The sequence below is a fragment of the Allobosea sp. Leaf344 genome, from assembly GCF_001426225.1.
Taxonomy (GTDB): domain Bacteria; phylum Pseudomonadota; class Alphaproteobacteria; order Rhizobiales; family Beijerinckiaceae; genus Allobosea.
The window spans coordinates 429,766-453,583 of sequence record NZ_LMRT01000001.1 but is presented as its reverse complement, the minus strand read 5'-3'; the positions used below and the strand labels follow the sequence as shown (position 1 = coordinate 453,583).

The 23,818-nt window shown below is 65.2% G+C and carries 26 protein-coding genes and 1 tRNA gene; 6 read left to right on the top strand and 21 right to left on the bottom strand.

Annotation, left to right across the window (positions count from 1 at the left end):
* Window positions 1-10 precede the first annotated feature (10 nt).
* Genes ASG72_RS02085 through ASG72_RS02060 form a run of 6 tightly spaced genes read right to left on the bottom strand, consistent with a single transcriptional unit; the run spans window position 11 to window position 3,463 of the window.
* Window positions 11-1,633, bottom strand: a complete 1,623-nt coding sequence (locus ASG72_RS02085; RefSeq protein WP_056708262.1) for a terminase TerL endonuclease subunit — start codon at window positions 1,631-1,633, stop codon at window positions 11-13.
* A complete protein-coding gene (locus tag ASG72_RS02080) occupies window positions 1,633-2,022 on the bottom strand; it encodes a phage terminase small subunit P27 family (protein ID WP_056708259.1) in 390 nt (129 codons plus the stop codon). The genes ASG72_RS02085 and ASG72_RS02080 overlap by 1 nt, the downstream gene beginning before the upstream one ends.
* Window positions 2,019-2,333: a phage head closure protein gene (locus tag ASG72_RS02075; RefSeq protein ID WP_056708256.1), complete on the bottom strand. Its 315-nt coding sequence runs from the start codon at window positions 2,331-2,333 to the stop codon at window positions 2,019-2,021. Before ASG72_RS02075 ends, ASG72_RS02080 begins: the two co-directional genes overlap by 4 nt.
* Before the next feature lies 1 nt (window position 2,334).
* Entirely contained in the window at window positions 2,335-2,748 is a 414-nt protein-coding gene (locus ASG72_RS02070) for a DUF3168 domain-containing protein (RefSeq protein ID WP_162246176.1), read from the bottom strand.
* Entirely contained in the window at window positions 2,745-3,158 is a 414-nt protein-coding gene (locus ASG72_RS02065; RefSeq protein WP_244488705.1) for an HK97-gp10 family putative phage morphogenesis protein, read from the bottom strand. Before ASG72_RS02065 ends, ASG72_RS02070 begins: the two co-directional genes overlap by 4 nt.
* Complete coding sequence (locus ASG72_RS02060) at window positions 3,158-3,463, bottom strand: head-tail connector protein (protein ID WP_056708249.1); 306 nt, start codon at window positions 3,461-3,463, stop codon at window positions 3,158-3,160. The genes ASG72_RS02065 and ASG72_RS02060 overlap by 1 nt, the downstream gene beginning before the upstream one ends.
* A gap of 164 nt (window positions 3,464-3,627) precedes the next feature.
* Here ASG72_RS02060 and ASG72_RS02055 point away from each other — a divergent pair, with 164 nt between their 5' ends.
* The gene (locus ASG72_RS02055; protein WP_056708246.1) at window positions 3,628-4,425 is read left to right on the top strand and encodes an HNH endonuclease signature motif containing protein; all 798 of its coding nucleotides are present in this window, start codon (window positions 3,628-3,630) and stop codon (window positions 4,423-4,425) included.
* An 8-nt stretch (window positions 4,426-4,433) separates the two neighbouring features.
* Here the strand turns inward: ASG72_RS02055 and ASG72_RS21445 are convergent, their stop codons facing one another.
* From ASG72_RS21445 to ASG72_RS02035, 5 genes are all read right to left on the bottom strand, one after another.
* The gene (locus ASG72_RS21445; RefSeq protein ID WP_348271565.1) at window positions 4,434-4,589 is read right to left on the bottom strand and encodes an HNH endonuclease; all 156 of its coding nucleotides are present in this window, start codon (window positions 4,587-4,589) and stop codon (window positions 4,434-4,436) included.
* A 191-nt stretch (window positions 4,590-4,780) separates the two neighbouring features.
* The gene (locus tag ASG72_RS02050; RefSeq protein WP_056708242.1) at window positions 4,781-5,404 is read right to left on the bottom strand and encodes a hypothetical protein; all 624 of its coding nucleotides are present in this window, start codon (window positions 5,402-5,404) and stop codon (window positions 4,781-4,783) included.
* Between the two features lie 3 nt (window positions 5,405-5,407).
* Window positions 5,408-6,928, bottom strand: a complete 1,521-nt coding sequence (locus ASG72_RS02045) for a phage major capsid protein (RefSeq protein WP_056708239.1) — start codon at window positions 6,926-6,928, stop codon at window positions 5,408-5,410.
* The gene (locus tag ASG72_RS02040; RefSeq protein WP_056708237.1) at window positions 6,921-7,253 is read right to left on the bottom strand and encodes a gene transfer agent family protein; all 333 of its coding nucleotides are present in this window, start codon (window positions 7,251-7,253) and stop codon (window positions 6,921-6,923) included. Before ASG72_RS02040 ends, ASG72_RS02045 begins: the two co-directional genes overlap by 8 nt.
* Window positions 7,250-8,440, bottom strand: coding sequence for a phage portal protein (locus ASG72_RS02035; RefSeq protein ID WP_244488663.1), 1,191 nt, complete (start codon window positions 8,438-8,440; stop codon window positions 7,250-7,252). Before ASG72_RS02035 ends, ASG72_RS02040 begins: the two co-directional genes overlap by 4 nt.
* 282 nt (window positions 8,441-8,722) lie before the next feature.
* Here ASG72_RS02035 and ASG72_RS20515 point away from each other — a divergent pair, with 282 nt between their 5' ends.
* Window positions 8,723-10,018 carry a hypothetical protein gene (locus tag ASG72_RS20515; RefSeq protein ID WP_156395748.1) on the top strand — a complete coding sequence of 432 codons (1,296 nt, stop codon included), beginning with the start codon at window positions 8,723-8,725 and terminating at the stop codon, window positions 10,016-10,018.
* A 15-nt stretch (window positions 10,019-10,033) separates the two neighbouring features.
* On the opposite strand, the gene ASG72_RS02030 is transcribed toward ASG72_RS20515, so the two are convergent.
* The 5 genes from ASG72_RS02030 to ASG72_RS02005 all read right to left on the bottom strand — a co-directional run bounded on the left by ASG72_RS02030 (window position 10,034) and on the right by ASG72_RS02005 (window position 16,244).
* Window positions 10,034-11,590, bottom strand: a complete 1,557-nt coding sequence (locus tag ASG72_RS02030; protein WP_162246175.1) for a DUF6538 domain-containing protein — start codon at window positions 11,588-11,590, stop codon at window positions 10,034-10,036.
* Window positions 11,591-11,702: 112 nt separating this feature from the next.
* Window positions 11,703-11,777, bottom strand: a tRNA-Thr gene (locus ASG72_RS02020).
* A gap of 147 nt (window positions 11,778-11,924) precedes the next feature.
* Window positions 11,925-12,632 carry a ligase-associated DNA damage response endonuclease PdeM gene (gene pdeM, locus ASG72_RS02015; protein ID WP_244488662.1) on the bottom strand — a complete coding sequence of 236 codons (708 nt, stop codon included), beginning with the start codon at window positions 12,630-12,632 and terminating at the stop codon, window positions 11,925-11,927.
* Window positions 12,629-15,130, bottom strand: coding sequence for a ligase-associated DNA damage response DEXH box helicase (locus ASG72_RS02010; RefSeq protein ID WP_056708225.1), 2,502 nt, complete (start codon window positions 15,128-15,130; stop codon window positions 12,629-12,631). Before ASG72_RS02010 ends, pdeM begins: the two co-directional genes overlap by 4 nt.
* Window positions 15,131-15,224: 94 nt before the next feature.
* Window positions 15,225-16,244 (bottom strand): methyltransferase, encoded by a 1,020-nt coding sequence (locus tag ASG72_RS02005; RefSeq protein WP_056708222.1) that lies wholly within the window; start codon window positions 16,242-16,244, stop codon window positions 15,225-15,227.
* Between the two features lie 37 nt (window positions 16,245-16,281).
* Between ASG72_RS02005 and ASG72_RS02000 the strand changes: the two genes are divergently transcribed.
* The 3 genes from ASG72_RS02000 to ASG72_RS01990 are packed head-to-tail and all read left to right on the top strand — an operon-like array spanning window position 16,282 to window position 19,342.
* Window positions 16,282-17,340 (top strand): ligase-associated DNA damage response exonuclease, encoded by a 1,059-nt coding sequence (locus ASG72_RS02000; protein WP_056708219.1) that lies wholly within the window; start codon window positions 16,282-16,284, stop codon window positions 17,338-17,340.
* Window positions 17,337-19,010: a cisplatin damage response ATP-dependent DNA ligase gene (locus ASG72_RS01995; protein ID WP_056708216.1), complete on the top strand. Its 1,674-nt coding sequence runs from the start codon at window positions 17,337-17,339 to the stop codon at window positions 19,008-19,010. Before ASG72_RS02000 ends, ASG72_RS01995 begins: the two co-directional genes overlap by 4 nt.
* A gap of 20 nt (window positions 19,011-19,030) precedes the next feature.
* Window positions 19,031-19,342, top strand: coding sequence for a hypothetical protein (locus ASG72_RS01990; RefSeq protein ID WP_056708212.1), 312 nt, complete (start codon window positions 19,031-19,033; stop codon window positions 19,340-19,342).
* On the opposite strand, the gene ASG72_RS01985 is transcribed toward ASG72_RS01990, so the two are convergent.
* From ASG72_RS01985 to ASG72_RS01965, 5 genes are all read right to left on the bottom strand, one after another.
* Window positions 19,343-19,729, bottom strand: a complete 387-nt coding sequence (locus ASG72_RS01985; protein WP_056708209.1) for a hypothetical protein — start codon at window positions 19,727-19,729, stop codon at window positions 19,343-19,345.
* A 76-nt stretch (window positions 19,730-19,805) separates the two neighbouring features.
* The gene (locus ASG72_RS01980; RefSeq protein WP_056708193.1) at window positions 19,806-20,147 is read right to left on the bottom strand and encodes a hypothetical protein; all 342 of its coding nucleotides are present in this window, start codon (window positions 20,145-20,147) and stop codon (window positions 19,806-19,808) included.
* A complete protein-coding gene (locus ASG72_RS01975; protein ID WP_056708192.1) occupies window positions 20,144-20,455 on the bottom strand; it encodes a hypothetical protein in 312 nt (103 codons plus the stop codon). Before ASG72_RS01975 ends, ASG72_RS01980 begins: the two co-directional genes overlap by 4 nt.
* 112 nt (window positions 20,456-20,567) lie before the next feature.
* Window positions 20,568-22,553: a sodium:solute symporter family protein gene (locus tag ASG72_RS01970; RefSeq protein ID WP_056708191.1), complete on the bottom strand. Its 1,986-nt coding sequence runs from the start codon at window positions 22,551-22,553 to the stop codon at window positions 20,568-20,570.
* A gap of 16 nt (window positions 22,554-22,569) precedes the next feature.
* A complete protein-coding gene (locus ASG72_RS01965) occupies window positions 22,570-22,827 on the bottom strand; it encodes a DUF4212 domain-containing protein (protein ID WP_082540003.1) in 258 nt (85 codons plus the stop codon).
* Between the two features lie 301 nt (window positions 22,828-23,128).
* Between ASG72_RS01965 and ASG72_RS01960 the strand changes: the two genes are divergently transcribed.
* The gene (locus ASG72_RS01960) at window positions 23,129-23,809 is read left to right on the top strand and encodes a response regulator transcription factor (RefSeq protein ID WP_056708186.1); all 681 of its coding nucleotides are present in this window, start codon (window positions 23,129-23,131) and stop codon (window positions 23,807-23,809) included.
* Window positions 23,810-23,818 lie beyond the last annotated feature (9 nt).

Genomic DNA, 23,818 nt, shown 5'->3' with positions numbered 1-23,818 from the left:
ATCTTAGTTCCTATGCTGCTTCGGACCAGAGCCGGTCCAGTTCGTCGGGGTCCATGTCGAGGAAGCTGCGCCGGTTGTCGTTCATGGCGGCGCGGGCCACGGCCATCGCAGCGGCGACGGCGCCGTCAATGCGATCGGTATTCTTGCCCTTGTGCATGCGGACAAGGCCGGTGTCGTTGCGGCTGGCGACGACGCTATCGAAGTGATGACGCAGGACGGGGTGCCCGCCGTGGCGAAGCATCCGGCCGTTGACGATGCGCTCAAGCGTGCCGATCGCCGGCCCCATCGTGAGCGGCCCCTGCCGCATCTCGATTGCCGGCAAGCCGTCGTCGTGAAGGCGCTGCATGGTCATGCGGGCAAGGTGCGGATCGAAGGCGATCTCCTGCACGTTGTCGTTCGCCGCACACAGCTCGCGGATATGGGCTTCGACCGTCTCCGGATCGATGACCGGGCCGGGAACGGCGATGACATGGCCGTCATCGCGCCACTGCTCATAGGGCACGCGGTCGCGCTCTGAGCGGCCCTTCAGGTCGTTTCCGGGAATGAAGAACCACGGATGCACACTGATGCGGCCGTCGCCGTGACGCCACGCGGCGACGACGGCCGTGAGATCGCCGTTCACCGACATATCGACGCCTATGAAGCACGGCAGATCGGCGAGGTCGGCAAGGTCGAGATCGTCCTGGCCTTCGTCATAGACGCCCATGTCGAACAGAGGGTCGCGCGAGTGCGCCATCCACACATTGAGGTTAAACTGCTTGAAGGCGTAGCGGTCGGCGGGCCGGTGCTCAGCTTCCTTCGCGGCCGTGCGCAGGGCGTTGAGATTCGGGAAGCCGTGCTTCAGGCCGGGATTGACGCGATGCCAATCGGCTTCGTCCTGCCAATCGGCAGCCGGATCGGCCTCAAAAATGATCGGCAGATAGGCCCGATTATCGATCTCGCCGCACGCAACGCGCCGGGCGTAGTCATACTGTTCGAAGCCGATGTTCTCGGCACCGCGCCCGGCCGTGGTCGCGATGACCATGAGTGTGCCGCTCGTCTTGACCATCCCGGACTTGAGCGCTTCCCATAGGTCGCGGCCTTTCCAGACATGGATCTCGTCTACCAGCACGAATGACGGCGTCTTGCCATGCTGGGCAGCGCCGTCGCTGGAGATCGCCTGAAGCTCGGCGCCCAACTTCGGATAGACGATCTTTTTCGCGCTGTTGTGGGCGTCATAGATGCGCGTCGCTGCGACAACGCGCTTGTCCATGCGGACGATGTTGGCCGCTTCCTTGAAGCCGAGCCCGGCCTGTTCGCGATCGGACGCCGCGAAGATGACTTGCCCGGCCGGAACAGCTTCCGGCCCGATGGTGTGAAGCAGGGCCAACGCTGCGGCGAGGCTGGTCTTCCGGTTGCCGCGGGGAATCATCCAAAAGACGGTTTCTACGATACGCCGGCCGTCAGCATGACGCGGGCCGTAAATCCGGCGCACGATCCGCTCTTGCCAGTCGTGAAGCTGGAAAGCGTTCTTCGGCGCGGTGCTGCTGGGATGCTTCAGGGCGCGCAGGAAGCGCACGGCGCGCTCGCCATAGCCGAACGGGTCGTCGATCGGGCTGCCGTCAAAAATCCATGCCGGATAGGTGCTCGCCATCAGCGCACCGCCAGCGGGTTGTCGTCGTCATCGTCATCGGTCGCACCGCTGCCGACGCGGGCACGCGACACCGGTGACAGGCCATATTCGGCCGCGAGCTGCCGGGCGGTCTGCATGGCCCGGTTCTGCATGCCGAAAAGCGTCTTATCGAGCGTGCCGGACGCAGCGAAGATGGCCTCGATCTCGCGAACGCGGCCCGTCGCAACGCAGTAGTTCTCAACGCCGGTGAGGTCGGCTCGCGTGATGATGCGGCCGGCAATGAGGCGCGGCATGATCCGCTTCCACTCTGCGCGCGCCTCTGCCGTCATCCACTTCGGCGCTGCCGGGGACTTCGTCAGGGGCTCGCGATCGGGGGAGAGGGCCGGCTTCACGCCGCGAAGATGCGTCACGACGTAGCCACCGCGCGCAGCTTGAGGCCGCGACGGCGCCCGATCTCGGCGATCTCCTTGATGTCGTGGGCGACGCCGTCATGAACGATGCGGTCTGCGGTCGTGATGTCGGCGCGCCAGCGGATGCGGAAGACTGCGCTGCCGTTCTCGGCCTCGCCGAAGCCAGTCAGGAACTCGCTCGCCGACTGCTTCACGATCTCAGCGCGCGGCGTGGCAATGATCGTCCAGGCGGTTACGGTGCCACCGGAAGGCGTCACGGTCTTCGTCTGCCGTTCGATGGTGATGATGCGATCGAGCTTCCCGGCCTGCATGTCAGATGCTCCACCGGACAACGGCTTCGATCGACAAGACGCCGTGCCCGAACTTCGGATCGGGATCGCGCGGCCAAACCGTGCGGCTGTGCTTGAAATCGTCCAGGGCGAAGCCGTCGCCAGTCGGCCAATCCATCAGGCGACGCGCTACAGCGGCGCCGATGTGCTTGGCCCGGTCGAGGCCGTCTTCGATTGCCCACACATGCAGGTCTAGGAACACCGTCGCGACGAACTGCCCACCGGAGGCCCTGCCGTGCATCATGATCGAGCCGGCGCCGAACAGGATCGCCGGCAGCTCATCGGGACGCATGGCGCCGTCGCGGATGCTCGCGGGATCGACAAGCGGAGTGACGGCCGGGTCGGCGATGAGGTGCGCCCGCAAGGCGGTCTGAAGGGCAAGGCTGGGGTCGATCACGGCGCGTCCCATCCGGTGCGGACGGCCTTACTGATGGCGCGCTTGATCCGGTCCTGCGCCCGCTTCCGCTTCAGCCGGAAGCCCGGCCAGAAGAACGGCTGCGCGGGCGCATCAGAGGTGCCGTATTCGACAAGGTGCGGATACCGGACGGCGACATTGCCGGCCGTGACCAGCGCCTCGCCGTCCTTCGCCGTGCGGCTCCCGCCCGGCTGGGAATAGGCCGGCGTCGTCTGGCCGGGCGGGGTGACGGTGATGGAATCCTTCAGTGCGCCGGTATCTTCGGGCGCAAGCTGGCGCTGCGTCGCGGCGATCTCTTCCGCGCCCTTCACAAGGGCCGGCTGCACCACCTCGCGGACATTCGCCAGCACGGCAGCGAAGCGGCGATTCATGCGATCGAGGCCGTTGTCAATCACGCGGCATCCTCCCCGAACCACCGATCGCGGTAGGAATTGGCGATGCTGAGCACGCCATAGGGCGCCAAACGCATCGCATCGCCGAATGAAACGGCCTCGCGGTGCTCGTAATAGAAGGCGACAAGCCGCAGCGCCGCGAGCTTGAGGTCAGCCGGGACGGTGCCGAGATCGGCAAGGGCCTTGCCGATGTAGTTGCCGAGATAGGCTTCAGCGGCGTCGATATAGAGCTGAAGAAGCTCGTCATCGGTGGAATGGTCGATATTCAGATGCGCCTTCGCGAGCGAAAGCGTGACGCTCCTCATGAGGAATTAGCCTTCTCAGAAAAAGTTATTTCGGTCGTCTCTTGCGCGGTGCTCCCCGCGCCGGTCCCCGCAACCACGTCGAAATTGGAGACCACCCCCCTGGGGATTAGCTCGACAGCTTGTGCGGTCGTGGCGAACATGCCGCGGGGGCTGAGGAGGATTCGATGACCTGGGACTACCAGCGAGGCCGCATTTACAACCGCAAGAAGGATATCCACGGTCGCTTTGGAGGCAGCGAGCAAGCCGGCATCATCACGTTCGGCCGGTATCCGCTGATTGTCGCGATCACATCCGAGATCGGTATGACGCATGGTTATGCGGACAGGACGCGTCCTGACGGCGTGTTCGAATATTTTGGCCAGGGCCAGGCTGGTCCGATGAAATTTGAACGCGGGAATAAGGCGATCCGCGACCACTTGATCGACGGCAATGACCTGTTGGTCTTCAAAAAGGTGCGTGATGGCCACCAGTTTGAGGGACAATTTGTGTGCGAGGGGCATCGTATCGAGATCGCGCCCGATAGTCTTAAGCAGATGCGCGAAGCGATCGTTTTTGAGCTGCGACCCATCGAGGCGGTGATTGAGGCAACTGAAGCTAGCGAGCCTGTTGTCTTGCCGTTGGAAGAACTTCGGGCCCGTGCGCTGGCGGCGGCGAAATCTGAGCCGACGCGAAGCCAATCGACCCGCACGATATTTGAGCGCAGTCGCGACGTCCGTGACTACGTTGTCGCGCGGTCGGTCGGCATCTGCGAGGCATGCGCGAATGCGGCTCCCTTCGTCCGGGCGAATGGGCAGCCGTATCTTGAGCCACATCATATCCGTCGTCTTAGTGACGGCGGGCCCGATGACCCCAGGTTTGTGATTGCGCTTTGCCCGAACTGCCATAGGCGGGCGCATTCGAGTTTCGATGCCATGCAGTTCAATGCCGAATTGTTTCGCAAGATGGCAGTTATCGAAGGCTAAGGCTTGGCTCACCGGCTAGGGCTCCGCTCAAGGCGCTGCTTCGCGCTATTGTGGCAATGGGTGCAGAGCGGCTGCCAATTCGCGCAGTTCCAGAATAGGGCGCGATCGCCGCGATGCGGGATGATATGATCGACGGTCGTGGCCGTGGCATCGCAACCGGGCATGGCGCAGTTCGGACGCGTCGCGAGATATTCGATACGGGCCTTGCGCCATTCATGGTCATAGCCGCGCTCACGGGCCTGCGGGCGCCGTCGATCGTGACGCGCAACACGCAGCCGAGTGGCCTCACGCTGGCAACGGCAGGGGATGCCACGCGGAACGCGATTGCCGCAGGCGCAGATGCGGGCGGGCCGGCTCATTGCCGCGTCCCCTGATGGCGGGCCTTGAGGGCGTGCAGGCCAGCTCGGTCAAACTCAGGATCGAGGCCATCGGCGACGTTGCGCGCGGCCTGTTCGGGGCTGGGCTGGCGCTCGGCGGGCTCGTCGTCTTCGCCACCGTGAAGGGCCTTCAGCATGGCGACGTGGCCGGCAAAGGCTTCGTTGATCTCGGTCGGCGTGGAGTTCCATGCAGCTTCCGGCGTCCAGTGAAGCCAGCCGGTCGCGGTGCGGAACAGCTCACGATAAACCTCACGCCACGGCATGGGTTTGGCGTTCGATGACGGCGTGGCGTTGGAATCGGATGCCGGGATGAAGCCCGCACAGAGCCGGAACAGCGGTGCCTGGGCGATCTCGACAAAGCGCCGAAGCGGCTCCCGCGACATAGCAGTGAGGAAGGCAGCGGCGTCCTTGCGGTCGGTTGCTGCCGTCGTGATAATCTCGCGGAGGGTGCCGGTGTGGAACTCGTCAATGCGACGGGCCAACAGTGCGAAGCTGTCATGCGAGCGCTCAAGGGTGCTCGCGGCCCGCAATGACGGGCGCAGGATCACGACATTGCTGCCGTGCTCCAAAACGATCTCGTCATACGCGGGCCGGAAGCTCATTGCTTACGCCACCTTCAGCTTCGTCAGGGCCTCGCCCATGACGATGCGGCCACCGACGCGGCGCCGGGCGCGCAGCTTGATGATGCCGTTGTCGGCGCCGGTGTATTCGTCGCGGAAGATGTCGAACCCGACGCGGTCAGCGATGGCATAGCCAGTCGCGAAGTCGCCGAAGACGATCGCCGTATTGCCGGCGGCCGGATCGGGCATATCGACGGCCTCATAGACGGGGCGCCCGAGGATCAGCGGCGGCTGGCCAGCCGCGATGCTGCGCTCCCAGATGTAGGCGCCATCAGCGTCCTTGAGCTTGCGGACCACGGCCATGGTCTTGCGGTTCATCAGCCACGCGCCGTTGCTCGAATAGGCGGTCTTGATACTGTAGAAGAGGTCGATGAGGTCATCGCCGGTAATGTCGGCTTCGACTTCGGCAACGTCGCCGGAAGTGAGAACGCCTTCAGCCTGCGTCGTGCCGTTTCCGTTGACGAACCAAGCCGCTTCCTTCTGGCCGAAGCGACGGGCGATGTGATTGCCGAGATAGCTGGCGAGGTCGATCTGAGCGTCTTCGAGCAGAATGCGCGTCACCGGCACGGTCACGGCCATCTCGAAGGCCTTCAGGTCGATCTGGTCGAAAGACGGCTCGCTTGACGGGCGCGTCGCCGTCTCGGCAACCTCACCAACGGCAACCTCATCGACCAGCCGGGGAAGCTGGAGCAGCGGGCCGGCCATGCTGATGGTCTGCGCCAGCGAGCGAACCGGCGAGAACTCCGCGACCTTTTCGAGGATCGAGGTCGCGACCTTTTCGGGCGCCAGAATGCCACCAGTCGAGGGCGAACTGTAGCCGAGCGACTTCACCTCGCTTGCATCGCCCGAGCGGACGAAGTCGGCGAAGGCCTTGGTCTGGTGATTGTCGTTGTCGGCGCGAAGGTTGTCGTTCGCAGCAGGCAGGCGGTTGCCCTTGGCTTCCAGCTTGTCGAGACGGGCCTGAAGGGCGTCGAACGCCTTCTGGTCGAACGCCGGGGCGTCCTTGGTTTCGGTCTTCTCTTCCTGATTCACGTTCTGTTCCTGTGCAGTAGCCGGGCCATCAATCGCGGCTTTCATTGAGGTGATGGTCGCGCCGGGATGGCAGGGAACGGCGACGATGGAGATTTCGTGCAGGTCGAGCTTGCTGATGGTCCGGCCGCCGCGAGCGCGGGCCGTGGCCTTCTGACTGACGAAGCCGATCGAGAGGCCGGAAACGGCGCCCTCGCGGACAAGGGCGCGAACCTCGCGGGCACGCGCCACGTCATCGATGAGCAGCCGGCCCTTCACGGTGAGGCCGGCGTCGGTTTCGGTGACGGAATCCCAGACGCCGATCGCCTGGGCTTGATCGTGTGCCCAAAGCATCGGGAGCCGGGCCGGCGCACCGAAGGCGCCTTTCTCGATCACGTCATTGACTCTATCCGGGGTGCCGAACGGCCATGCCGTGCCGGTGATGGTGCCTGCGTCGTCAACGCTGATGCTGGCCTTGATCTCTAGCCGCTCAGACATCGGCGTCGTCCTGGGCTTCGTCGGCGGTGGTCTCGCCACCCCAACGGGCGATCAAAATGTCCAGTGCGAGCGGCACAGTCTCAGCAAGCGGCCGGTCGGTCGCGTAGGTATCGACAAGACGCTGAGCATCGGAGGGGGACGTGCCGGCTCCGATGAGGCCAAGCCGGATCGTCTCGACAAGGTCGGTGACGAAGAACTGCATGGCGACGACGCGCTGATAGAACAGGCCGATGCCGACGCCTGCCTTGTGCTCAAGCTCGCGGATCATGGTGTCGGTGAGGGCGAAGCTGTGCTCGCCGTCACCGAAGTAGGCGACGTGCTTCACGCGGCTTCCTTGTCAGTGCTGGGATTGTCGTTGGCGCCGGCAGCAGGGCCGGTCGTGGTGTAGGGATTTGCCAGTTCGTCGCCGCCCTCGATCGCGGGGAGGTTCATCGCGGCGCGGACTTCGTTGGGGGTCATGGCGCGCATCGCGACCAGCTTGCCGAAGATCTCGGCCCGGCCCGCCGCATCGGCGCGCTGAAGGTCGTCGATGACGAACTCGAAATAGAGGATGTCCTGTTCGTCTTCGGTGAGCAGCACGGTCGCGTAGGCGTCCTGCCAACGGTCCAGCCACGGGCGAAGGCAGAGCTGAAGGAAGCTCGCGGCCATCTGCTCCGCGTTGGACCAAGTGGCCCGGCTCAGTTCGAACAGCATGGAAGGCGGGACGCCGAAGATGCGGGCGATCTCGCGGACCTGCTCGAGGCGATGCTCAAGGAACTGGGCATCGGTCGAGGTCATGGCCGGCTGTTCGTATTTCCAGCCGGCGTCCAGAATGAGTGGATCGCTGCTGCCACCGGCGAGCCAGTTGCGGAACGACTTGCGGATGTTCGTGATGGTCGTGGCGCCCTGTTCGCCGCCCTGCGGCTTCTCATTCGAGAGGACGGCAGCGGGACGGGCACCAGAGCCGAAGAACTGCGCGGCGTGGCGCTCCAAGAGCATCGCGACGCCAATGGCTTCCTTGCCGAGCTGCACGGGGGAGACTTCGCCGAAGGTGGGAATGTAGAGCACGTCGCTGAAGGCGAGCCGGCGCTGCCGGTTCTGCGCGTCGGTGACGATGTAGAAGGGTTCGCCGTCGTCTTCGAAGCGGCGCTGCACGCTGCCGGGTGCAAGGCGGTGCATCTCGACAGGCCGGCCATCGCCGGTGCGGACGACATGGGCATAGCCGGCGCCGTGAAGCAGGGCGTCGGTCGTTAGGAGTGTGCGGAGATGGCCAGCGCTGGTCCAGCCGTTGACGCGGTTGTGGGTGAGCCGATGGCCGGCATGATCCTTTGCAGCTTCCTTGCTGTCGCCTGCGTCGCGATAGAGCTTGCAGGGGAGCGTGCCGACTGTCTCGGCGATCAGGCGCGCAGCCTGAAGAACTGCGGGGACGCGGAGGGCGGTGTGAGCGCCGAGCGAAATACCGGAGACAGTCGGCAGCGTGCTGAATAGCTCTACAATAGCAGTATCAGAGAGGGGGATCGTCTTCTGATACAATCCAAAACCAAGCGATTTCGTTACGCTGCCGACAAATTCTCGGAACACAACTCGACTTTCGTGACATCAACTGACCACGAGAATCTCATATGCGGGACGGCATTGCAACAGTTTTTTGTGAAAATAATCCTATTTAATAGGAATTATCGACGCGCTTGCCGCGCCGGTGCTGCGATGGCAACCGCTTCCTTTTGTTGGTAGCCTGAGGTTCGACCACCGTGCCGAATCACCCTACCTGTTCTTTCCAATTTGAGATTATTGCTGGGATAAGAGATGATTTTCATGAATGAGGCGGAGTTACGCAGAGACGTGATTTCACTACTTTCGTCTCTCCGATTCATTTTAGATAACAGAATACGCGCGGCTCGTCTGGGTAAGGTGGAGCGTGAAAATGTAGTGCAGATTCTGTTTATGATAGAGGAGGCCAGAATAAGATTCGTTACAATAACAAGAGCATCTCAAAAAGTAACAGACGAGGAATGGCTTGAGGCCGTAAGTCATATTCAGAACTTTGTGGATAAATTTCTGCACTCTCCGCTCATCGAGCCGCAATTGTTTCAGCGAAAATTCCGGCTGGCGCCTATGCCGTCGCGAGAGCGCGAAACTCTTACGCCGTTTCTTAAATCTATACACGATGATGCTGATGTCACCGTGTCTGATGCCTTGTTGAAATTTCGGTCATATCTCGGCTTCATTTCCAGTAACCCACTCGGCGGTCAGACGTCGATGGATTTCGAAGAGATCAAGAAGATAGTTCCAGAACAGCAGATCGCACCGGTTCAATTTGAAATCGTCAATGGAAAGATCGCTGTCTCATCGAAGCCGCCGAAGTCATTGGCTGAGGATAGAGATAATATCGCGGCGTCTTTAGAATATATTCAGGGCAGCGGTCAGAGGCTTATCGAAAATTTGGCTAATTCGAACTGTGACAAGCGGCTTTTGGACACTGTCCGAGAGCTGCAGTCGCAATTGATCGAGGGGGGGAATGTTGTCAAGATAGGCTTAACCAACATGGCGTGTTCCATGATGGGGGAAAAATTCGATGCTGAACTACCAGAGGCGGTGGCCGCCATGTTTAGCTCCTATAATTCTGCGGTCTCTCTGTATGTCGCTCAGTTTCCTGAATGGGAGCAGTTCTCTCAGAAAGCAGCGCTTACTGCGCTGGATCAATCAGACGTCACAACTGTCGATGAAGCGGCTATTTCAGTTGTAAGCGAGCTCGCGAAAAACCCCGCCGTAGCAGAGCCGGAAGTCCCTGAAACAATCGAGTTTGTCAGGCAGTTCCTCAACTCTCCCGGTAAATCATCAAAGCGGGCTGCATTCGCGATGATTAGAACCATCGAGAATTTGATCTCCGTTATACTGAGACATTCAGCTGACCTTGTTAACAAGACTATAGACAAAACCAAAGAACGTCTTGCGCAAGCAGGAACGCTGGTAATCATGAGTTACCTGACGATCGCTCTCGCCGGTGCAACCGGTATCGGGCCGGCGGCGACGAAGGCAGGAGCGCCCTGGGTTCAGCAAGTTATCGAGATTGTTCAGAAGCAGATCGAAAAAGTAGGTCAAAAAGATTGACGCAATATCAATCTGCTAAGCCATCCCAGCAGCGTAGTCCGGTATTTTGTCAATCGCTACCTTACGCGCTTTAAGAGTTACATCCCCGTAGTTCTCGCCGGCTGTCCTCGCCGCATGTCCCTGTATAGCGTCCGCCGAGCGTGGATTCATGCCAACTTCAATTGCGATGGTTTTGAAGCGGTCGCGCCACCCATGGTTAGGACTTACTCGCGGGTCGATTAACTTAAGAGATCGAACCCAATCGCTCATGCGGCCGGAAACCGTGCGCCACGGCCTTGCCGAGGTTGTGCGAGGCGAGGGGCGATAGAATAGCGGGCCGGCCGCCGACCCCTTTACGAATTCGAGGAAGCCTTGCTCGATCAAGTGCGGGTGGATCGGCACGTCGCGGTATTGGCCGGTCTTCACGCTGCCGGCGTCGGACGTGATCCGCAGATAGTGGATGCCGTCCTTGACCTTCACGTCCTCCTTGCGGAGCTGCGTCATCTCGCTGATGCGCGCACCGGTGTAAGCGCATAGCCATGGCGTCCAGCGCTTCGCAGCCGTGAGGGCGGGCTGTTCGGTCGTGGCGGGATTATCCGACACCTTTGGCTTGTAGTTGGTAGCGGCCTTAAGGACGGCAATCGCTTCCTCGTCATTGTAGCCCTTCTCTCGGGCCAGGATCGGCTTCGGCACCTTAATCTTGAGCCCGACCGTCGGATTCGACGGGATGCGGCCGGTGTCGGCTGCCCATGCGAAGATGGCCTTAACAGCTCCGAAATACGAGTCGCGGATGGTCTTCGCAGCATAACGCGCGATCAGGTCATCCTTCCAATCTTGAAGCCGCTGCTTCGTGATCCGCAGGGCGTCGTCATGTTTCAGGAAGTCGCGCAGGTCCTCGAATACCGGACGCCAACGGCGCTCGGCTTCTGCGCCACGGTTCTGCGCGCGCAGCTCGCGGAAGTAGCCGTCGAATAGTGTCTTCAGCCTCACCGGGTCGGGGGCAGGCTGCGCGGGCTCTTTCTTAAGAATCGGCAGGTCAGGGGTGCCATTGAAGTTGCCCTGGTCCCGCTCTGTCTCGCGCGCGATGAGTTCAAGCTGCACCAGCGCCAGCATGCGAGCGGTCTTTTGCCATTCCGGCGTGTCGGTAATGATCTCGCGGCTTTCGCGCTCAGAGAACTTCGTGACGGCCCAACCGATCACGGCCTCGGCTTCCTCTGTCGAAGTCGAGCCAGCGGCTACACGCTTGAGGGCGGCGACATAGGCGGGGCGAGTGAATGACAGGTTCGGCCGCTTGCCGGGGATGTTCCGCACAGCGTCATCGATCGCCAGTTCCTCGCCGTAGTGGGCGTGGGCGATCTCGTCTTCGCTGAAACGACGCTTGGGGATAACACCGCCCTGAAGCTCAAGTTGGCGCTCGGCGCGGGCAAGCTCGTTCTGGAATTTTGCGATGACGGCATGCGCGCGACGCTCTGCTGCACGTCGATCGCCGCCGAGTGCTTCGGACAGTTCACGCTTGCCGATGATCGGCCGTAGCCGGACAGGCACGATGAGACGGGCTCTGAAGCGCCCATCGCGCTCGATGATATGTCGCACACTACCGGCCATTTGCGCACCATTTTTCGGTAAGCTTTGCGGTAGTGAAATGGGCATAACGGCCCAAAATCAAGCGATTTTTGCGATTTCAAGGGGTTAAGTCCGGAAGGGCTGGTGCTGCGAGAGAGGATTGAACTCTCGACCTCTCCATTACCAATGGAGTGCTCTACCACTGAGCTACCGCAGCAGGATCGTCGGCCTTGAGAAGCGTCAGCCGGTGCCGTGAGGCGGGCGGGCGCTGGGCGTCGTTCCGAAGCGGCGTCCTGATGCCACATGCCCCGCGCCGACGCAACCCGGCAAGCGTGATCCTCGTCACATCAATGTCGAGAATTCGCTAATCCGGCAGCAGCAGCCGCGGGTCGATGCGAAAAACCCGTCCGTCCCCCAGCATATGCGCGCTCAGCCCCTGGCCGAACAGCGGCGCGAAGGCACGGTCGCGCAGGTTCAGCCCGCCGGCATAGGCGCCCATCGCCGGCATGATGCAGCGCAGCGGCGACAGGGCGAAACAGCGGCGGCGCAAAGCCCGGCCGCGCAGCCGCAGCTTGGCCACCGGGTGGAGATGCCCGGCGATCTCCGGCGCTTCGGGAGAAGCGGAGGGTTCGTGGCGCAGCTGGACGCCTGCGATCTCGGCTGCCGCCGCGCTGTCGCCGCCGAGCCGCGGCAGGATGCTGCGGTCGTGATTGCCGGTGATCCAGAGCCAGTCGCGGCCCTGCTGCAGGCCGCGCAAGGCGTTCCGGCAGCCCTCCGCCAGCCGGGCCTGGCCGGGCTCGTCATGGAAGCTGTCGCCGAGCGCGATCACCCGGCGCGGCCTGTGCCGCAGCACGGCGGCGGTGAGGGCGGAGAGCGTCGCGGCGGAATCATAGGGCGGCAGGAAGACGCCGCGGCTGGCATAGGCCGAGCCCTTCTCGAGATGCAGATCGGCCACCACCAGCGTGCGCTCCTCCGGCAGCCAGAGCGCGCCGGACAGATCCGGCACCAGCGCCAGCCGGCCGAGCATGACCACGCGCTGCGCCGCGCCCGTTTCGGCCGCCGCCAGGGTCACGCCATCGCCTCCTCGATCAGCACCGCTTCCGCCTCCGCCAGAATATCGTCCGCCGCCTCGCCATAGACGGCCTCGCGCCCGATCTCGAGCATCACCGAGATGCCGAGCGGCGAAACACGCTCCAGCGGCTGATGCACGATGTGCCCGCTGATTCGTGTCAGCATCTGACCCAGTCGCTGGATGTCGAGCAAGCCTGTCGCGGCATCGGCGCGTGCGGCTTTCAGCAGCACATGCTCCGGCTCGTGCCGGCGCAGCACGTCATAGACCAGATCGGTCGACATGGTGACCTGGCGGCCGCTCTTCTCCTGGCCCGGGAAACGCCGCTCGATCAGCCCGGCGATGATCGCGCAGGCACGGAAGGTGCGCTTCATCAGCGCCGATTCCGCCAGCCACGCCTCGAGATCGTCGCCCAGCATGTCCTGGTCGAAGAGATCGCCCAGCGACAGCGCGCCGCGCGCGATCGCCGCGCTCATATCGGCGAGCGTCCAGACGGCGATGCCGTAATCATTGCAGACGAAGCCGAGCGGCTTCATCCGCGCCCGTTCGAGCCGGCGGGTCAGCAGCATGCCGAGCGTCTGGTGGGCGAGCCGCCCCTCGAAGGGATAGGCGACGAGATAGAAGCGCCCGGCCCGCGGGAAGGTCTCGACCAGGAGCTCGCCGGATTTCGGCAGGCGCGATTTCAGCCGCTGCGCATGCAGCCAGGACGCGACCTCCTCCGGTAGCGCGGCCCATTCCGCGGGATTGGCCAGGAGCCGGCGGACCCGCGCCGCCAGGAAGGTCGAAAGCGGGAATTTGCCGCCGGCATAGGAGGGGATTTTCGGGTCCGTGCCCGGCGGCGCGCGCGAGCACAGCGCCTCGTTCTCGCTGATGCCTTCGAAGCGCAGCACCTCGCCGGCGAAGATGAAGGTATCGCCCGGGGTCAGCGTTTCCGCGAAATACTCCTCCACCTCGCCGAGCACGCGCCCGCCGCGCGTCACCAGCTTGGGCTGGCCGGGTCTCGCGGCGCGCTGGCGCGAGAGGCGCACCTTCAGCATCGAGGATTCGACGATGGTGCCGACATTCATCCGGTATTGCTGGATCACCCGGGCGTGGCTGGCGCGCCAATGCCCGGCCTTGTCCTGCCGCAGCTTGGCGAAGCGCTCATAGGAGGCGAGCGCATAGCCGCCGGTGGCGACGAAATGCAGGACGGCGTCGAAATCGGCGCGGCTGAGTTCGGCATAGGGGGCGGCGGTGCAGACCTCGCGATAGAGCGAATCGGCATCGAAACCGTCGGAGCAGGCGATGCCGAGCACATGCTGGGCCAGCACGTCGAGCCCGCCGATGCGGGCCGGAGCCGTGTCCTGCGCCGCTTCCTGCACCGCCTCCAGCGCGGCCCGGCATTCCAGCAGCTCGAAGCGGTTGGAGGGCACCAGCAGCGCTTGCGACGGCTCGTCCATGCGGTGGTTGGAGCGGCCGATGCGCTGCATCAGGCGGCTCGCCCCCTTGGGCGCGCCGAGATTGACGACGAGATCGACATCGCCCCAATCGATGCCGAGATCGAGCGTCGCGGTGCAGACCACCGCCTTCAGCCGGCCCTCCGCCATCGCCGCCTCGACCTTGCGGCGCTGGGTCGCGTCGAGCGAGCCGTGATGCAGCGCGATCGGGAGGTTCTCGTCATTGATGCTCCACAGCGCCTGGAAGGCGAATTCCGCCTGCATCCGCGTGTTGACGAAGACCAGAGTGAGCTTGTGCGAGGCGATTGCCCTGTAGATGTCGCGCATCGCATGGGCCGTCGTGTGCCCCGCGATCGGCAGGCGCGTATCGGTGTCGAGAATGCCGATGCGCGGGCTGGCGCCGCCCTCGACCGTTACCAGCCCGGCCGGCGTCTCGGCGCCGCCGAGATAAAGCTGCAGATCCCGCGGCGCGCGCACGGTCGCAGAGAGGCCGACGGCGCTGACGCCGGGCGCCAGCACGCGCAGCCGGGCGAGATCGAGCGCCAGAAGATCGCCGCGTTTCGAGGTGACCAGCGCGTGCAGCTCGTCCAGGACGATGCGCCGCAGCCCGGCGAAGAAGCTCGCCGCATCGCGATGCGAGACCAGCAAGGCGAGCTGCTCGGGCGTCGTGAGCAGGATGTCGGGTGGGCGCTGGATCTGGCGCGTTCGCTTGGCGGCGGAGGTGTCGCCGGTCCGGGTTTCGACGCTGACCGGCAGCCCCATCTCGCGGATCGGCGTATCGAGATTGCGCGCGATGTCGACGGCCAGCGCCTTCAGCGGCGAGACATAGAGCGTATGCAGGCTCCGCTCCCCTTTCGCCACCCGCAGCGGCGCGCGCTCGGTCAGCTCGACCAGCGAAGGCAGGAAGCCGGCCAGGGTCTTGCCCGCCCCGGTGGGGGCGACCAGCAGGGTCGAGCGACCGGCGCGGGCTTCCGCCAGCAGTGCGAGCTGATGCGGCCGCGCCTGCCAGCCCCGGCTGGCGAACCAGTCGGAGAAGGCATCGGGCAAAGCGGGAAGGGCGGTCATCCCGCCAGAGATAGGCGGTCCATGCGCCGAGGGGAATGGCGCTGCGGAGCAGGCCTCTCGGGATCCGGTCGGCCGGCGCGCGTCGAGGACGGGCTCAGGTCGCGGCCTGCCGCCCGCCATCGGGCCGCGCCGCGACGATGAGCAGGCCGGGCACCGGCTGCCCGCGATCCTGCCGCGTGCTGGCCGGCGCGACGAGCCGCGGCATCAGGCCCGCAGCCTGCAGCGTCTCGCGCAGATAGGCCTCGCCATGCGCGAAGCGGCGGTCCGGCCCGACGACGACGCCGGCACCTGGGTGATCCTGAACCGTGAAGGCGAGCCTGCCGCCGGGGCCCAGCACCCGGGCGCTCTGGGCGAAGACCGGCAGCAGATCGCCGAGATAGACGAAGACGTCGGCCGCGACGACGAGATCGCAGGAGGCGTCGGGGCGGCTGGCGAGAAAGGCGGTGAGCCCGGCTATGGCGAGCTTGTCGTAGAGCGGCGTGCCATCGTCCCGGCGCTTGGCCCGGGCCTGCTCGACCATGCGGGGGGAGACGTCGCAACCGGCGAGGAAGCCGGTTTCGCCGCGGATCGCCGCGCCCATCAGCCCGGTCCCGCAGCCGAGATCATAGGCGGTGCCGAAGCGCAATTCCCCGCCCGCCTGCTGACGATCGCGTGCCAATGCATCCTTCAGAAGGGTCGGCGCGTTGTATCGCAGCGTCTCGACCAGATGGCTGTCGAAACGCTCCGCATAGCCATCGAACAGCACGCCGGAGAAGTTTTCCGATGTCGCCTCTTCCGCCGCCAGCGCCCCGATCCGCGCCAGATCCAGCCGCGCCCCGAAATGGTCGCCGGGATCGAGCTCGAGGCATTGCCGCCAGGCGGTTGCGGCCTCCTCATGATGCCCCAGGCTTTCCTGGGCGAGGCCGTAGAGATGCCAGGCAGCGGTGAAATGATAGGCCAGCGACAGGGTCTGGTCGAGGATCTCGACACAGGCCGCGGCATCGCCATCCTCGAAGGCGGCCCGCGCCCAGCCATAGCGGCGGTCGAGCGTGACGTCGCCCGATCCGGCGGCGTGCCGCGGCAGGGCGCTGGGAACGCTCTCGCCGATTTCCGCGCTGTCGGGCTTTTCGATCATCCCGGCCGGTCTATCTGAGCAGGATGGTGCTGGCCAGATGATGCGTCCGTCCGAATTGCTGATCCCGACGCCGGCCGGCCTGTTCTGCCCGCCGGCCGACATCCATATCGATCCCGTCCGGCCAGTGCCGCGGGCGCTGATCACCCATGGGCATTCCGACCATGCCCGCGCCGGTCACGGCTCCGTCCTGGCGACGCGGGAGACGCTGGCGATCATGGCGCTGCGCTATGGCGAGGCCTTCACCGGATCGCGGCAGGTCGCGGTGCCGGGCGAGACGACGCGCATCGGCGATGTCACGATCCGCTTCGTTCCCGCCGGCCACGTCCTCGGCTCGGCCCAGATCGTGGTGGAGTGGCGCGGGCTGCGGATCGTCGTCTCCGGCGACTACAAGCGCGAGCGCGATCCGACCTGCGCCGGTTTCGAGCCGGTGCCCTGCGACGTCTTCATCACCGAGGCGACTTTCGGGCTGCCCGTGTTTCGCCACCCGCCGGCGCATGCCGAAGTCGCCAAATTGCTGGAATCGGTCAGGCTGTTCCCGGAGCGGACGCATATCGTCGGCGCCTATTCCCTGGGCAAGGCGCAGCGCGTCATGGCCCTGATCCGGGAGGGTGGCTATGACCGCCCGCTTTATCTGCACGGCGCCATGGAGAAGCTGACGGATTTCTATCGCGAGGAAGGCGTCTCCCTGGGCGAGACCCGCAAGGTCGTCGCGGCCGAACGCAAGACACTGGGCGGCGAGATCGTGATCTGCCCGCCCAGCGCCATCCAGGATCTCTGGGCCCGGAAATTTCCCGATCCGGTCACCGCTTTCGCTTCCGGCTGGATGCGGGTGCGCGCCAGGGCGCGCCAGAAGGGTGTCGAACTGCCGCTGATCATCTCCGACCATGCCGATTGGGCCGATCTCCAGGCGACGATCCGGGAGGTGGGGGCGGGCGAGATCTGGATCACCCATGGCGAAGCCGACGCGCTGGCGCATTGGTGCGGCACGATCGGGCTCAAGGCCAAGCCGCTGCATCTCGTCGGCTATGGCGACGAGGGCGAGGCGGAGCCGGACCTGCCGGGCGGCGAGCCGGCGCGGGCCGAGGCCGTGTCATGAACCGCTTCGCCTGGCTGCTCGACCGCCTCGCCTATGAGCCGCGCCGCAACGCCAAGCTGGCGCTGATCGCGGATTATCTGCGCAGCACGCCGGATCCCGACCGCGGCCTGGCGCTCGCCGCGATGACCGGCGGCCTCGTCTTCCGCAACGCGAAGCCGGCGCTGATCCGCTCCCTGATCGCCGAACGCACCGACCCGGTCCTGTTCGCGCTGTCGTATGATTATGTCGGCGATCTCTCGGAGACGGTGGCGCTGATGTGGGGCGACGGCCAGGCGCCGGAGGCGGCCGGGGAGACGGCAACGCCCGGGCACAACCGCCCGCCGCTGACCCTGCCGGAGGTGGTGCATGGCCTGCACAATGCCGGCCGCAGCGAATTGCCGCGCCTCGTCGCGTCCTGGCTCGACCTGCTCGACGAGACCGGCCGCTGGGCGCTGCTGAAGCTGATCACCGGCAGCCTGCGCATCGGCGTCTCCGCCCGTCTCGCCAAGACGGCGGCCGCGAGCCTGGGCGGCGTCCCGGCCGACGAGGTCGAGCATGTCTGGCATGGGCTGGAGCCGCCCTATGTCGCGCTCTTTGCCTGGCTGGAGGGCCGCGGCCCGCGTCCCGAGGCGACCGACCCCGCGCCCTTCCGGCCGGTGATGCTGTCGCACCCGATCGAGGACGGCGATTTCGAGAAGCTCGATCCCGCCGCCTGCACCGCGGAATGGAAATGGGACGGCATCCGCGTCCAGGCCGTCAGCGGCTGCGACGCAGACGGCCGCCGCGTCACCCGGCTCTATTCGCGCACCGGCGAGGATATCGGCCCGGCCTTCCCCGATCTGGTCGAGGCCTTGACGCAGGACGGCGCGCTCGACGGCGAATTGCTGGTGATGCGCGAAGAGACGGTGCAGAGCTTCAACACCTTGCAGCAGCGCCTCAACCGCAAGACGGTGACCGCGAAGATGCTGGCCGAGCATCCCGCCCATATCCGCGTCTACGACCTGCTGGTCGATGGGGAGGAGGATATTCGCGGGCTGCCGCTGGAAGAGCGCCGCCAGCGCCTCACCGCCTTCCTGGAGAGGTTGGGGCCTGGACGTTTCGACCTCTCGCCGACCATCCCCTTCGCCAGCTGGGACGAGCTCGCCGCCGCCCGTGCCGACCCGGCCGCGGCGGGCGCGGGCGCCGATGCCGAGGCGGTCGAGGGCTGCATGATCAAGCGCCGCGACGCGCCCTATCTGCCCGGCCGGCCGAAAGGCTATTGGTGGAAATGGAAACGCGAGGCCCGCCTCGTCGATTGCGTACTGATGTACGCCCAGCGCGGGCATGGCAAGCGCTCCTCCTTCTACTCCGACTTCACTTTCGGTGTCTGGCGCGAAGGGGAGGCCGGGGAGGAGCTGGTGCCGGTCGGCAAGGCCTATTTCGGCTTCACGGACGAGGAGCTGGTCGAGCTCGACCGCTATGTCCGCAAGCATACGCTGAACCGTTTCGGCCCGGTCCGGGAGGTGCGGCACAGCCGCGACAGCGGCCTGGTCTTCGAGGTGGCCTTCGAGGGGCTGCAGCGCTCCACCCGCCATAAATCGGGCGTCGCGATGCGGTTCCCCCGGATCAACCGCATCCGCTGGGACAAGCCGCCCGCGGAGGCGGACCGCATTGCCGCGCTCGAACAGCTCCTGCCCGCTTCGGGCGCCTGATCTCCGTCGAGGATTGTTTCATGACCCCGATCCGCCTGGCCTGTCTCGCCGCCGCCGCGCTCCTCGCTCTGGCCATTGTCTGGGCCGGCGCGACGGCCTCTTTCAGCGCGAGCTTCTCGAAGATCACCAACGACCCCTGGGGCGTCGTCACGCTGATCGATCTGTATTGCGCCTTCCTGGTGTCGGGCATCCTGATCTGGCGCTTCGAGCCGTCGCGCCCGCTGGCGCTGCTGCTGATCGTGGCGACGCTCGGCCTCGGCAGCCTGGTGCCGTTGCTCTGGCTGGCGTTCAGGGGTCTCGGTCGTCTCGGCGCCGCGCGCCGCGCGGGCTGATCAGACGCGGCCGGGAATGCTGGCGGCGAAGGAGCCGGCCAAAAGCAGCGCCGCCGCAAAGGCGTGATAGCAGGCGAAGCGCAGGAACACGGCGCGCCGGACCGCGGCCAGCATGCGCTGCGCCAGCGGCTCGGGCGGGCGCTCCGCCTCGTCCAGCATCAGCCAGACCTCCGTGCGGCGGAAGGGCTTGCTCGGCGCGCGCTGCGCCATCAGCAGCAGCACGCTCATCACCAGCAGGGCACTATAGCCCCCGGCCTTCAGCGTCGCCGCGAGATTGGCCGAGAGCCCGATCATCAGGCACAGCGTCGCCAGCCCGGCGAATCCGCAGCCGCGGGCTGTCGAAATCTCGGCGAGCAGCCGGAGGCGGCGGTGGGAATCGTTCGACATGGACCTTGCAACCAGCAACGAGCCCAAAATGTCCCGGCGCCGCGAGCGCCGCTAAATCACCGTTTCGTGAGCGGCCCTACCGCGCCATGCCGACGAAGACCGGGATGGCCAACACCAGCAGCAGCCCGAGCCAGACCCCGAGCGAGGTCGCGTCGCTCTGCGTGCGTCCGGTGACCCTCTCGAAGATCGCGGCGCCCGCGCCGGCGACGATCAGGCAGGAGAGCGAGACCAGGAGCGAGGTGAAGTAGAACAGCAGGAGCGGCGAGGAGATGTAGAAGGTCGGCGCGATCAGGAACTTCACGATCACGAAGGCCGGATCGAAGAAGGGCGAGAAATGCATGCCGGACAGGAGCGAGGCGCCGGCGATGCCGATCAGCAGCCCGTCCTGGCGGATCAGGGTTTCGCGCTCGTCGCTCATGGCGCCACTCCAGGCACGATCGGCAACAGGCCGAGGGAACGGATGAGGAAATAGAAGGCGACCCGCAGCAGCAGCAGCCAGATGATCGCGAACAGGTTGAGCAGCGGCGGCGGCACGATGGCCGGCGTCACCAGGCGTACGCCGTGCAGGATCGGGTCGGTGATCTGCTTGAACACGCGCCAGACGACCTTGTCGCTGTCGGGCGGGAACAGCAGGGACAGGATGTAGCGGCCGAGCAGCGTGTAGATCGCCGCCGCCATCATGAGGTTGGGGATATGGTAGAGCCAGAATCCGGCTTCCTGAGCCACGCGCGAATCTCCGAAGGCGGATGAGGTGCGGCCTTGCGCCGCCGGGTGTGAATGACGAAGGGGCAGGACGCAAGTCCCGCCCCCTCGCTGCGAGGATCGGATCAGGCCGCGATCAGGCGGTCTTCTCTTCCATCAGGGTGCCGCCACGCGGACGCCGGCAGGAATCGACGAAGTCCTGCAGCTCCTTGGACGGCGCCGTCGTCATGCGCGACACGATGAACATCACCGCGAACCCGATCGGCAGGCCGAAGATCGCCGAGGAGATGTTGTTGATGTTGAACCAGCCCACCTTGGAGGCGAGCGGGTGGGTGCCGGCCACCCAGCCTTCCATGGCGTTGGGCGCGGCCATCGCCTTGGCGAGATCGACCAGCGGCGCGTTGGTGACCGGGTTGAGCAGCGAGGACATCCCGGCATAGCTCACGCCGAAGCCCGGGAAGTAGCGGGTCACGACGAGGTAGAACAGGGTCACGCCGAAGCCGGCGATGATGCCGGCGATGGCACCGGCCCGGTTCGTGCGCTTGTCCCAGATGCCCAGCACCAGCGCCGGGAAGAGCCCCGCGGCCGCCAGCGAGAACGCCCAGGACACCATGGCCAGGATGTCGGCGGGACGTTTCGAGGCCGTCCACGCCGCCGCCAGCGCCACGAGCACAAGCAGGATGCGCGAGATGACGAGGCGGCGTGCCGCAGGCGCCTTCGGATCGATCACCTTGTAGTAGATGTCGTGCGAGAGCGCGTTGGCGATGGCGAGCAGCAGCCCGTCGGCGGTCGAGAGCGCGGCCGCGAGGCCACCGGCGGCGACGAGGCCGGCGATGACATAGGGCAGGCCCGCGATTTCCGGCGTGGAGAGGACGACCACGTCGGTGTTGATGCCGAAATCCTGCAGGCGCAGCACGCCGGTATGGCCGGCGAGTGCCGAGCAGGCGGCGGTGATGGTGGCGACGCTGTCGGCGGCCTTGCCGCAGATCGTCACCAGCCCGAGCTTGCCATAGGTGAAGACCCAGGCCGGCATATCCGCGATGTTCCGGCCGATCAGGGTCGAATAGACCTCGAGCTTGGAGAACGCCGCATAGGCCGGGGCGGTGAAGTAGAGCAGGAAGATGAAGAGCAGCGACCAGGCCACCGACATGCGCGCGTCACGCACCGAGGGGGTGGTGAAGTAGCGCATCAGGACGTGCGGCAGCGAGGCCGTGCCGACCATCAGGCACAGGATCAGGGCGAAGTAATTCGCCGGGCTGTAGGAGGTGAAGGGCTGCACATGCGACTTCGCCGTCATCACCGCCTCGGTGGCGAGACCCTTGGCGACGAAGCCCTGTTCCAACGCGGTGATCTCCGCGATGGCCGCGCCATAGGTCAGCTGCGGAAGCGGCAGCCCGTATTTCTGGGCGGAGAGGATGATCACCGGGATCAGATAGGCGACGATCAGCACGATGTACTGGGCCACCTGCGTCCAGGTCACGGCGCGCATGCCGCCCAGCATCGAGCAGACCAGGATGCCGAACAGGCCGACATAGACCGCGACGACGAAGTCCATGCCGAGGAAGCGCTGGGCGATCAGGCCGGTCGCGAAGATCTGCGCCACCACATAGGTGAAGGAGCAGGCCAGCAGCACCATGACGCCGAGCATGCGCGCCGTGTTGCCGCCATAGCGGGCCGCCAGAAAGTCCGGCACGGTATAGGCGCCGAATTTCCGCAGGAACGGCGCGACCAGCACCGCGACCAGCACATAGCCGCCGGTCCAGCCGAGCACGAAGGCGAGACCGTCATAGCCCAGCAGGAAGAGCGAGCCGGCCATGCCGACGAAGGAGGCGCCGGACATCCAGTCCGCGCCCGTCGCCATGCCGTTGTAGAAGGCCGGGACCTTGCGGCCGGCGACATAATACTCCGACACCTGGACGGTGCGCGAGACGATGCCGATGAAGGCGTAGACCAGAATGGTGAAGCCGACGAACATGTAGCCGAGGATCTGGTTGGGAACCCCGACCTTCTCCAGAATGGCGATGAGGATGACGAAGGCGGCGAAGCCCCCGGTGTAGATCCCGTAGATCCTGCCGAGATTGGAGGTGAAGTCACCGCCGCTCGATTGCACTTGCGTTGTCATGATGCGATGCCCCCGCTCATTCGTCTTCAGCGAAGCCGGCGTCGCGGTCGATCCTGTCCTGCGCCTTGGCGAACCAGAACAGCATCGCCACGAAGACGATCAGCGAACCCTGCGCGGCCATGTAGAAGCCGAGCGGAAAGCCGAAGATCTTGATCGCGTTCAGCGGAACGACGAAGGCGTGGATCACGTAGCCGAAGAAGAACCACAGCCCCATCATGGTCAGCATGAGGCGGCTGGTTCTCTTCCAATGTTCGTCATCAGGTGTCGGATTCATCGATTTCGCTCCCTCAGCGCGGTTTGACGGGCCTTTTGGTCCTCGTGGCGGTTGCCGGGTCCTTCGAGCGTGTCTGGCCGTTGACTCAGCTGCCCCCATGGCAGGGTAAGCCAAGCCCGCTGTCGAAAGAATGTGAACTAAAGGCGTAGAACTCCGTGAAAACTCTTCGCGCTTTTATTGCGCTGCAACAATTACCTGGGCGAGCGCATGCCGTATCCCTGCCCCCTGACCAAGGTGCGCCTTGAGGCCGGTGCCCGATTCGAGGCACAGTGGCGGCGCTTGCGAGCGGGGACCGAAAACAATGAGCCGGCAGCCTTCGACACGGATCGTGATCGCCGACGACCACCCGCTCTTCCGCGGTGCCCTACGGCAGGCCGTATCGACGGCGCTGGAGGGCGCGGATGTCAGCGAGGTCGGCTCGCTCGAGGCGCTGACCGAGGCTCTGGACGGTGGCAGCGACGCCGATCTCGTCCTGCTGGACCTCACCATGCCGGGCGTCCAGGGGTTTTCGGGCCTGCTCTTCCTGCGCGCCGATCATCCCGAAGTGCCGGTCATCGTCGTCTCCGCCAATGACGACCCGGCGGTGATCCGCCGCTGCATCGAATTCGGCGCGCTCGGCTTCCTGCCGAAGACCACCGACGTCGCCCAGATGGGCGAGGCGATCCGCGCCGTGCTCGGCGGCGGTGTCTGGACGCCGCCCGGCATCGACCTCACCACCCCGGCCGATGCCGAGGTCACCGACATGGTGCGGCGCCTCTCGACGCTGACGCCGCAGCAGGTGCGCGTGCTGATGATGCTGTCGGAGGGGCTGCTGAACAAGCAGATCGCCTATGAGCTCGGCGTCTCCGAGGCGACGGTGAAGGCCCATGTCTCGGCGATCCTGACCAAGCTCAACGTCGACAGCCGCACCCAGGCGGTCATCGCCGCCTCCAAGATCGCCGGCACGGCCTGGGCGACCACCGGCGCATCGGCCACGGCCTAGACGGCGGGA

What these genes read in the sequence shown, in the direction of transcription:
- ASG72_RS02085 (WP_056708262.1), bottom strand. Translation starts at nt 1,633, where the DNA reads ATGGCGAGCACCTATCCGGCATGGATTTTTGACGGCAGCCCGATCGAC.
- ASG72_RS02075 (WP_056708256.1), bottom strand. Translation starts at nt 2,333, where the DNA reads ATGCAGGCCGGGAAGCTCGATCGCATCATCACCATCGAACGGCAGACG.
- ASG72_RS02060 (WP_056708249.1), bottom strand. Translation starts at nt 3,463, where the DNA reads ATGAGGAGCGTCACGCTTTCGCTCGCGAAGGCGCATCTGAATATCGAC.
- ASG72_RS02055 (WP_056708246.1), top strand. Translation starts at nt 3,628, where the DNA reads ATGACCTGGGACTACCAGCGAGGCCGCATTTACAACCGCAAGAAGGAT.
- ASG72_RS21445 (WP_348271565.1), bottom strand. Translation starts at nt 4,589, where the DNA reads ATGCCCGGTTGCGATGCCACGGCCACGACCGTCGATCATATCATCCCG.
- ASG72_RS02050 (WP_056708242.1), bottom strand. Translation starts at nt 5,404, where the DNA reads ATGAGCTTCCGGCCCGCGTATGACGAGATCGTTTTGGAGCACGGCAGC.
- ASG72_RS02045 (WP_056708239.1), bottom strand. Translation starts at nt 6,928, where the DNA reads ATGTCTGAGCGGCTAGAGATCAAGGCCAGCATCAGCGTTGACGACGCA.
- ASG72_RS20515 (WP_156395748.1), top strand. Translation starts at nt 8,723, where the DNA reads ATGAATGAGGCGGAGTTACGCAGAGACGTGATTTCACTACTTTCGTCT.
- ASG72_RS02010 (WP_056708225.1), bottom strand. Translation starts at nt 15,130, where the DNA reads ATGACCGCCCTTCCCGCTTTGCCCGATGCCTTCTCCGACTGGTTCGCC.
- ASG72_RS02005 (WP_056708222.1), bottom strand. Translation starts at nt 16,244, where the DNA reads ATGATCGAAAAGCCCGACAGCGCGGAAATCGGCGAGAGCGTTCCCAGC.
- ASG72_RS02000 (WP_056708219.1), top strand. Translation starts at nt 16,282, where the DNA reads ATGATGCGTCCGTCCGAATTGCTGATCCCGACGCCGGCCGGCCTGTTC.
- ASG72_RS01995 (WP_056708216.1), top strand. Translation starts at nt 17,337, where the DNA reads ATGAACCGCTTCGCCTGGCTGCTCGACCGCCTCGCCTATGAGCCGCGC.
- ASG72_RS01990 (WP_056708212.1), top strand. Translation starts at nt 19,031, where the DNA reads ATGACCCCGATCCGCCTGGCCTGTCTCGCCGCCGCCGCGCTCCTCGCT.
- ASG72_RS01985 (WP_056708209.1), bottom strand. Translation starts at nt 19,729, where the DNA reads ATGTCGAACGATTCCCACCGCCGCCTCCGGCTGCTCGCCGAGATTTCG.
- ASG72_RS01980 (WP_056708193.1), bottom strand. Translation starts at nt 20,147, where the DNA reads ATGAGCGACGAGCGCGAAACCCTGATCCGCCAGGACGGGCTGCTGATC.
- ASG72_RS01970 (WP_056708191.1), bottom strand. Translation starts at nt 22,553, where the DNA reads ATGACAACGCAAGTGCAATCGAGCGGCGGTGACTTCACCTCCAATCTC.
- ASG72_RS01965 (WP_082540003.1), bottom strand. Translation starts at nt 22,827, where the DNA reads ATGAATCCGACACCTGATGACGAACATTGGAAGAGAACCAGCCGCCTC.
- ASG72_RS01960 (WP_056708186.1), top strand. Translation starts at nt 23,129, where the DNA reads ATGAGCCGGCAGCCTTCGACACGGATCGTGATCGCCGACGACCACCCG.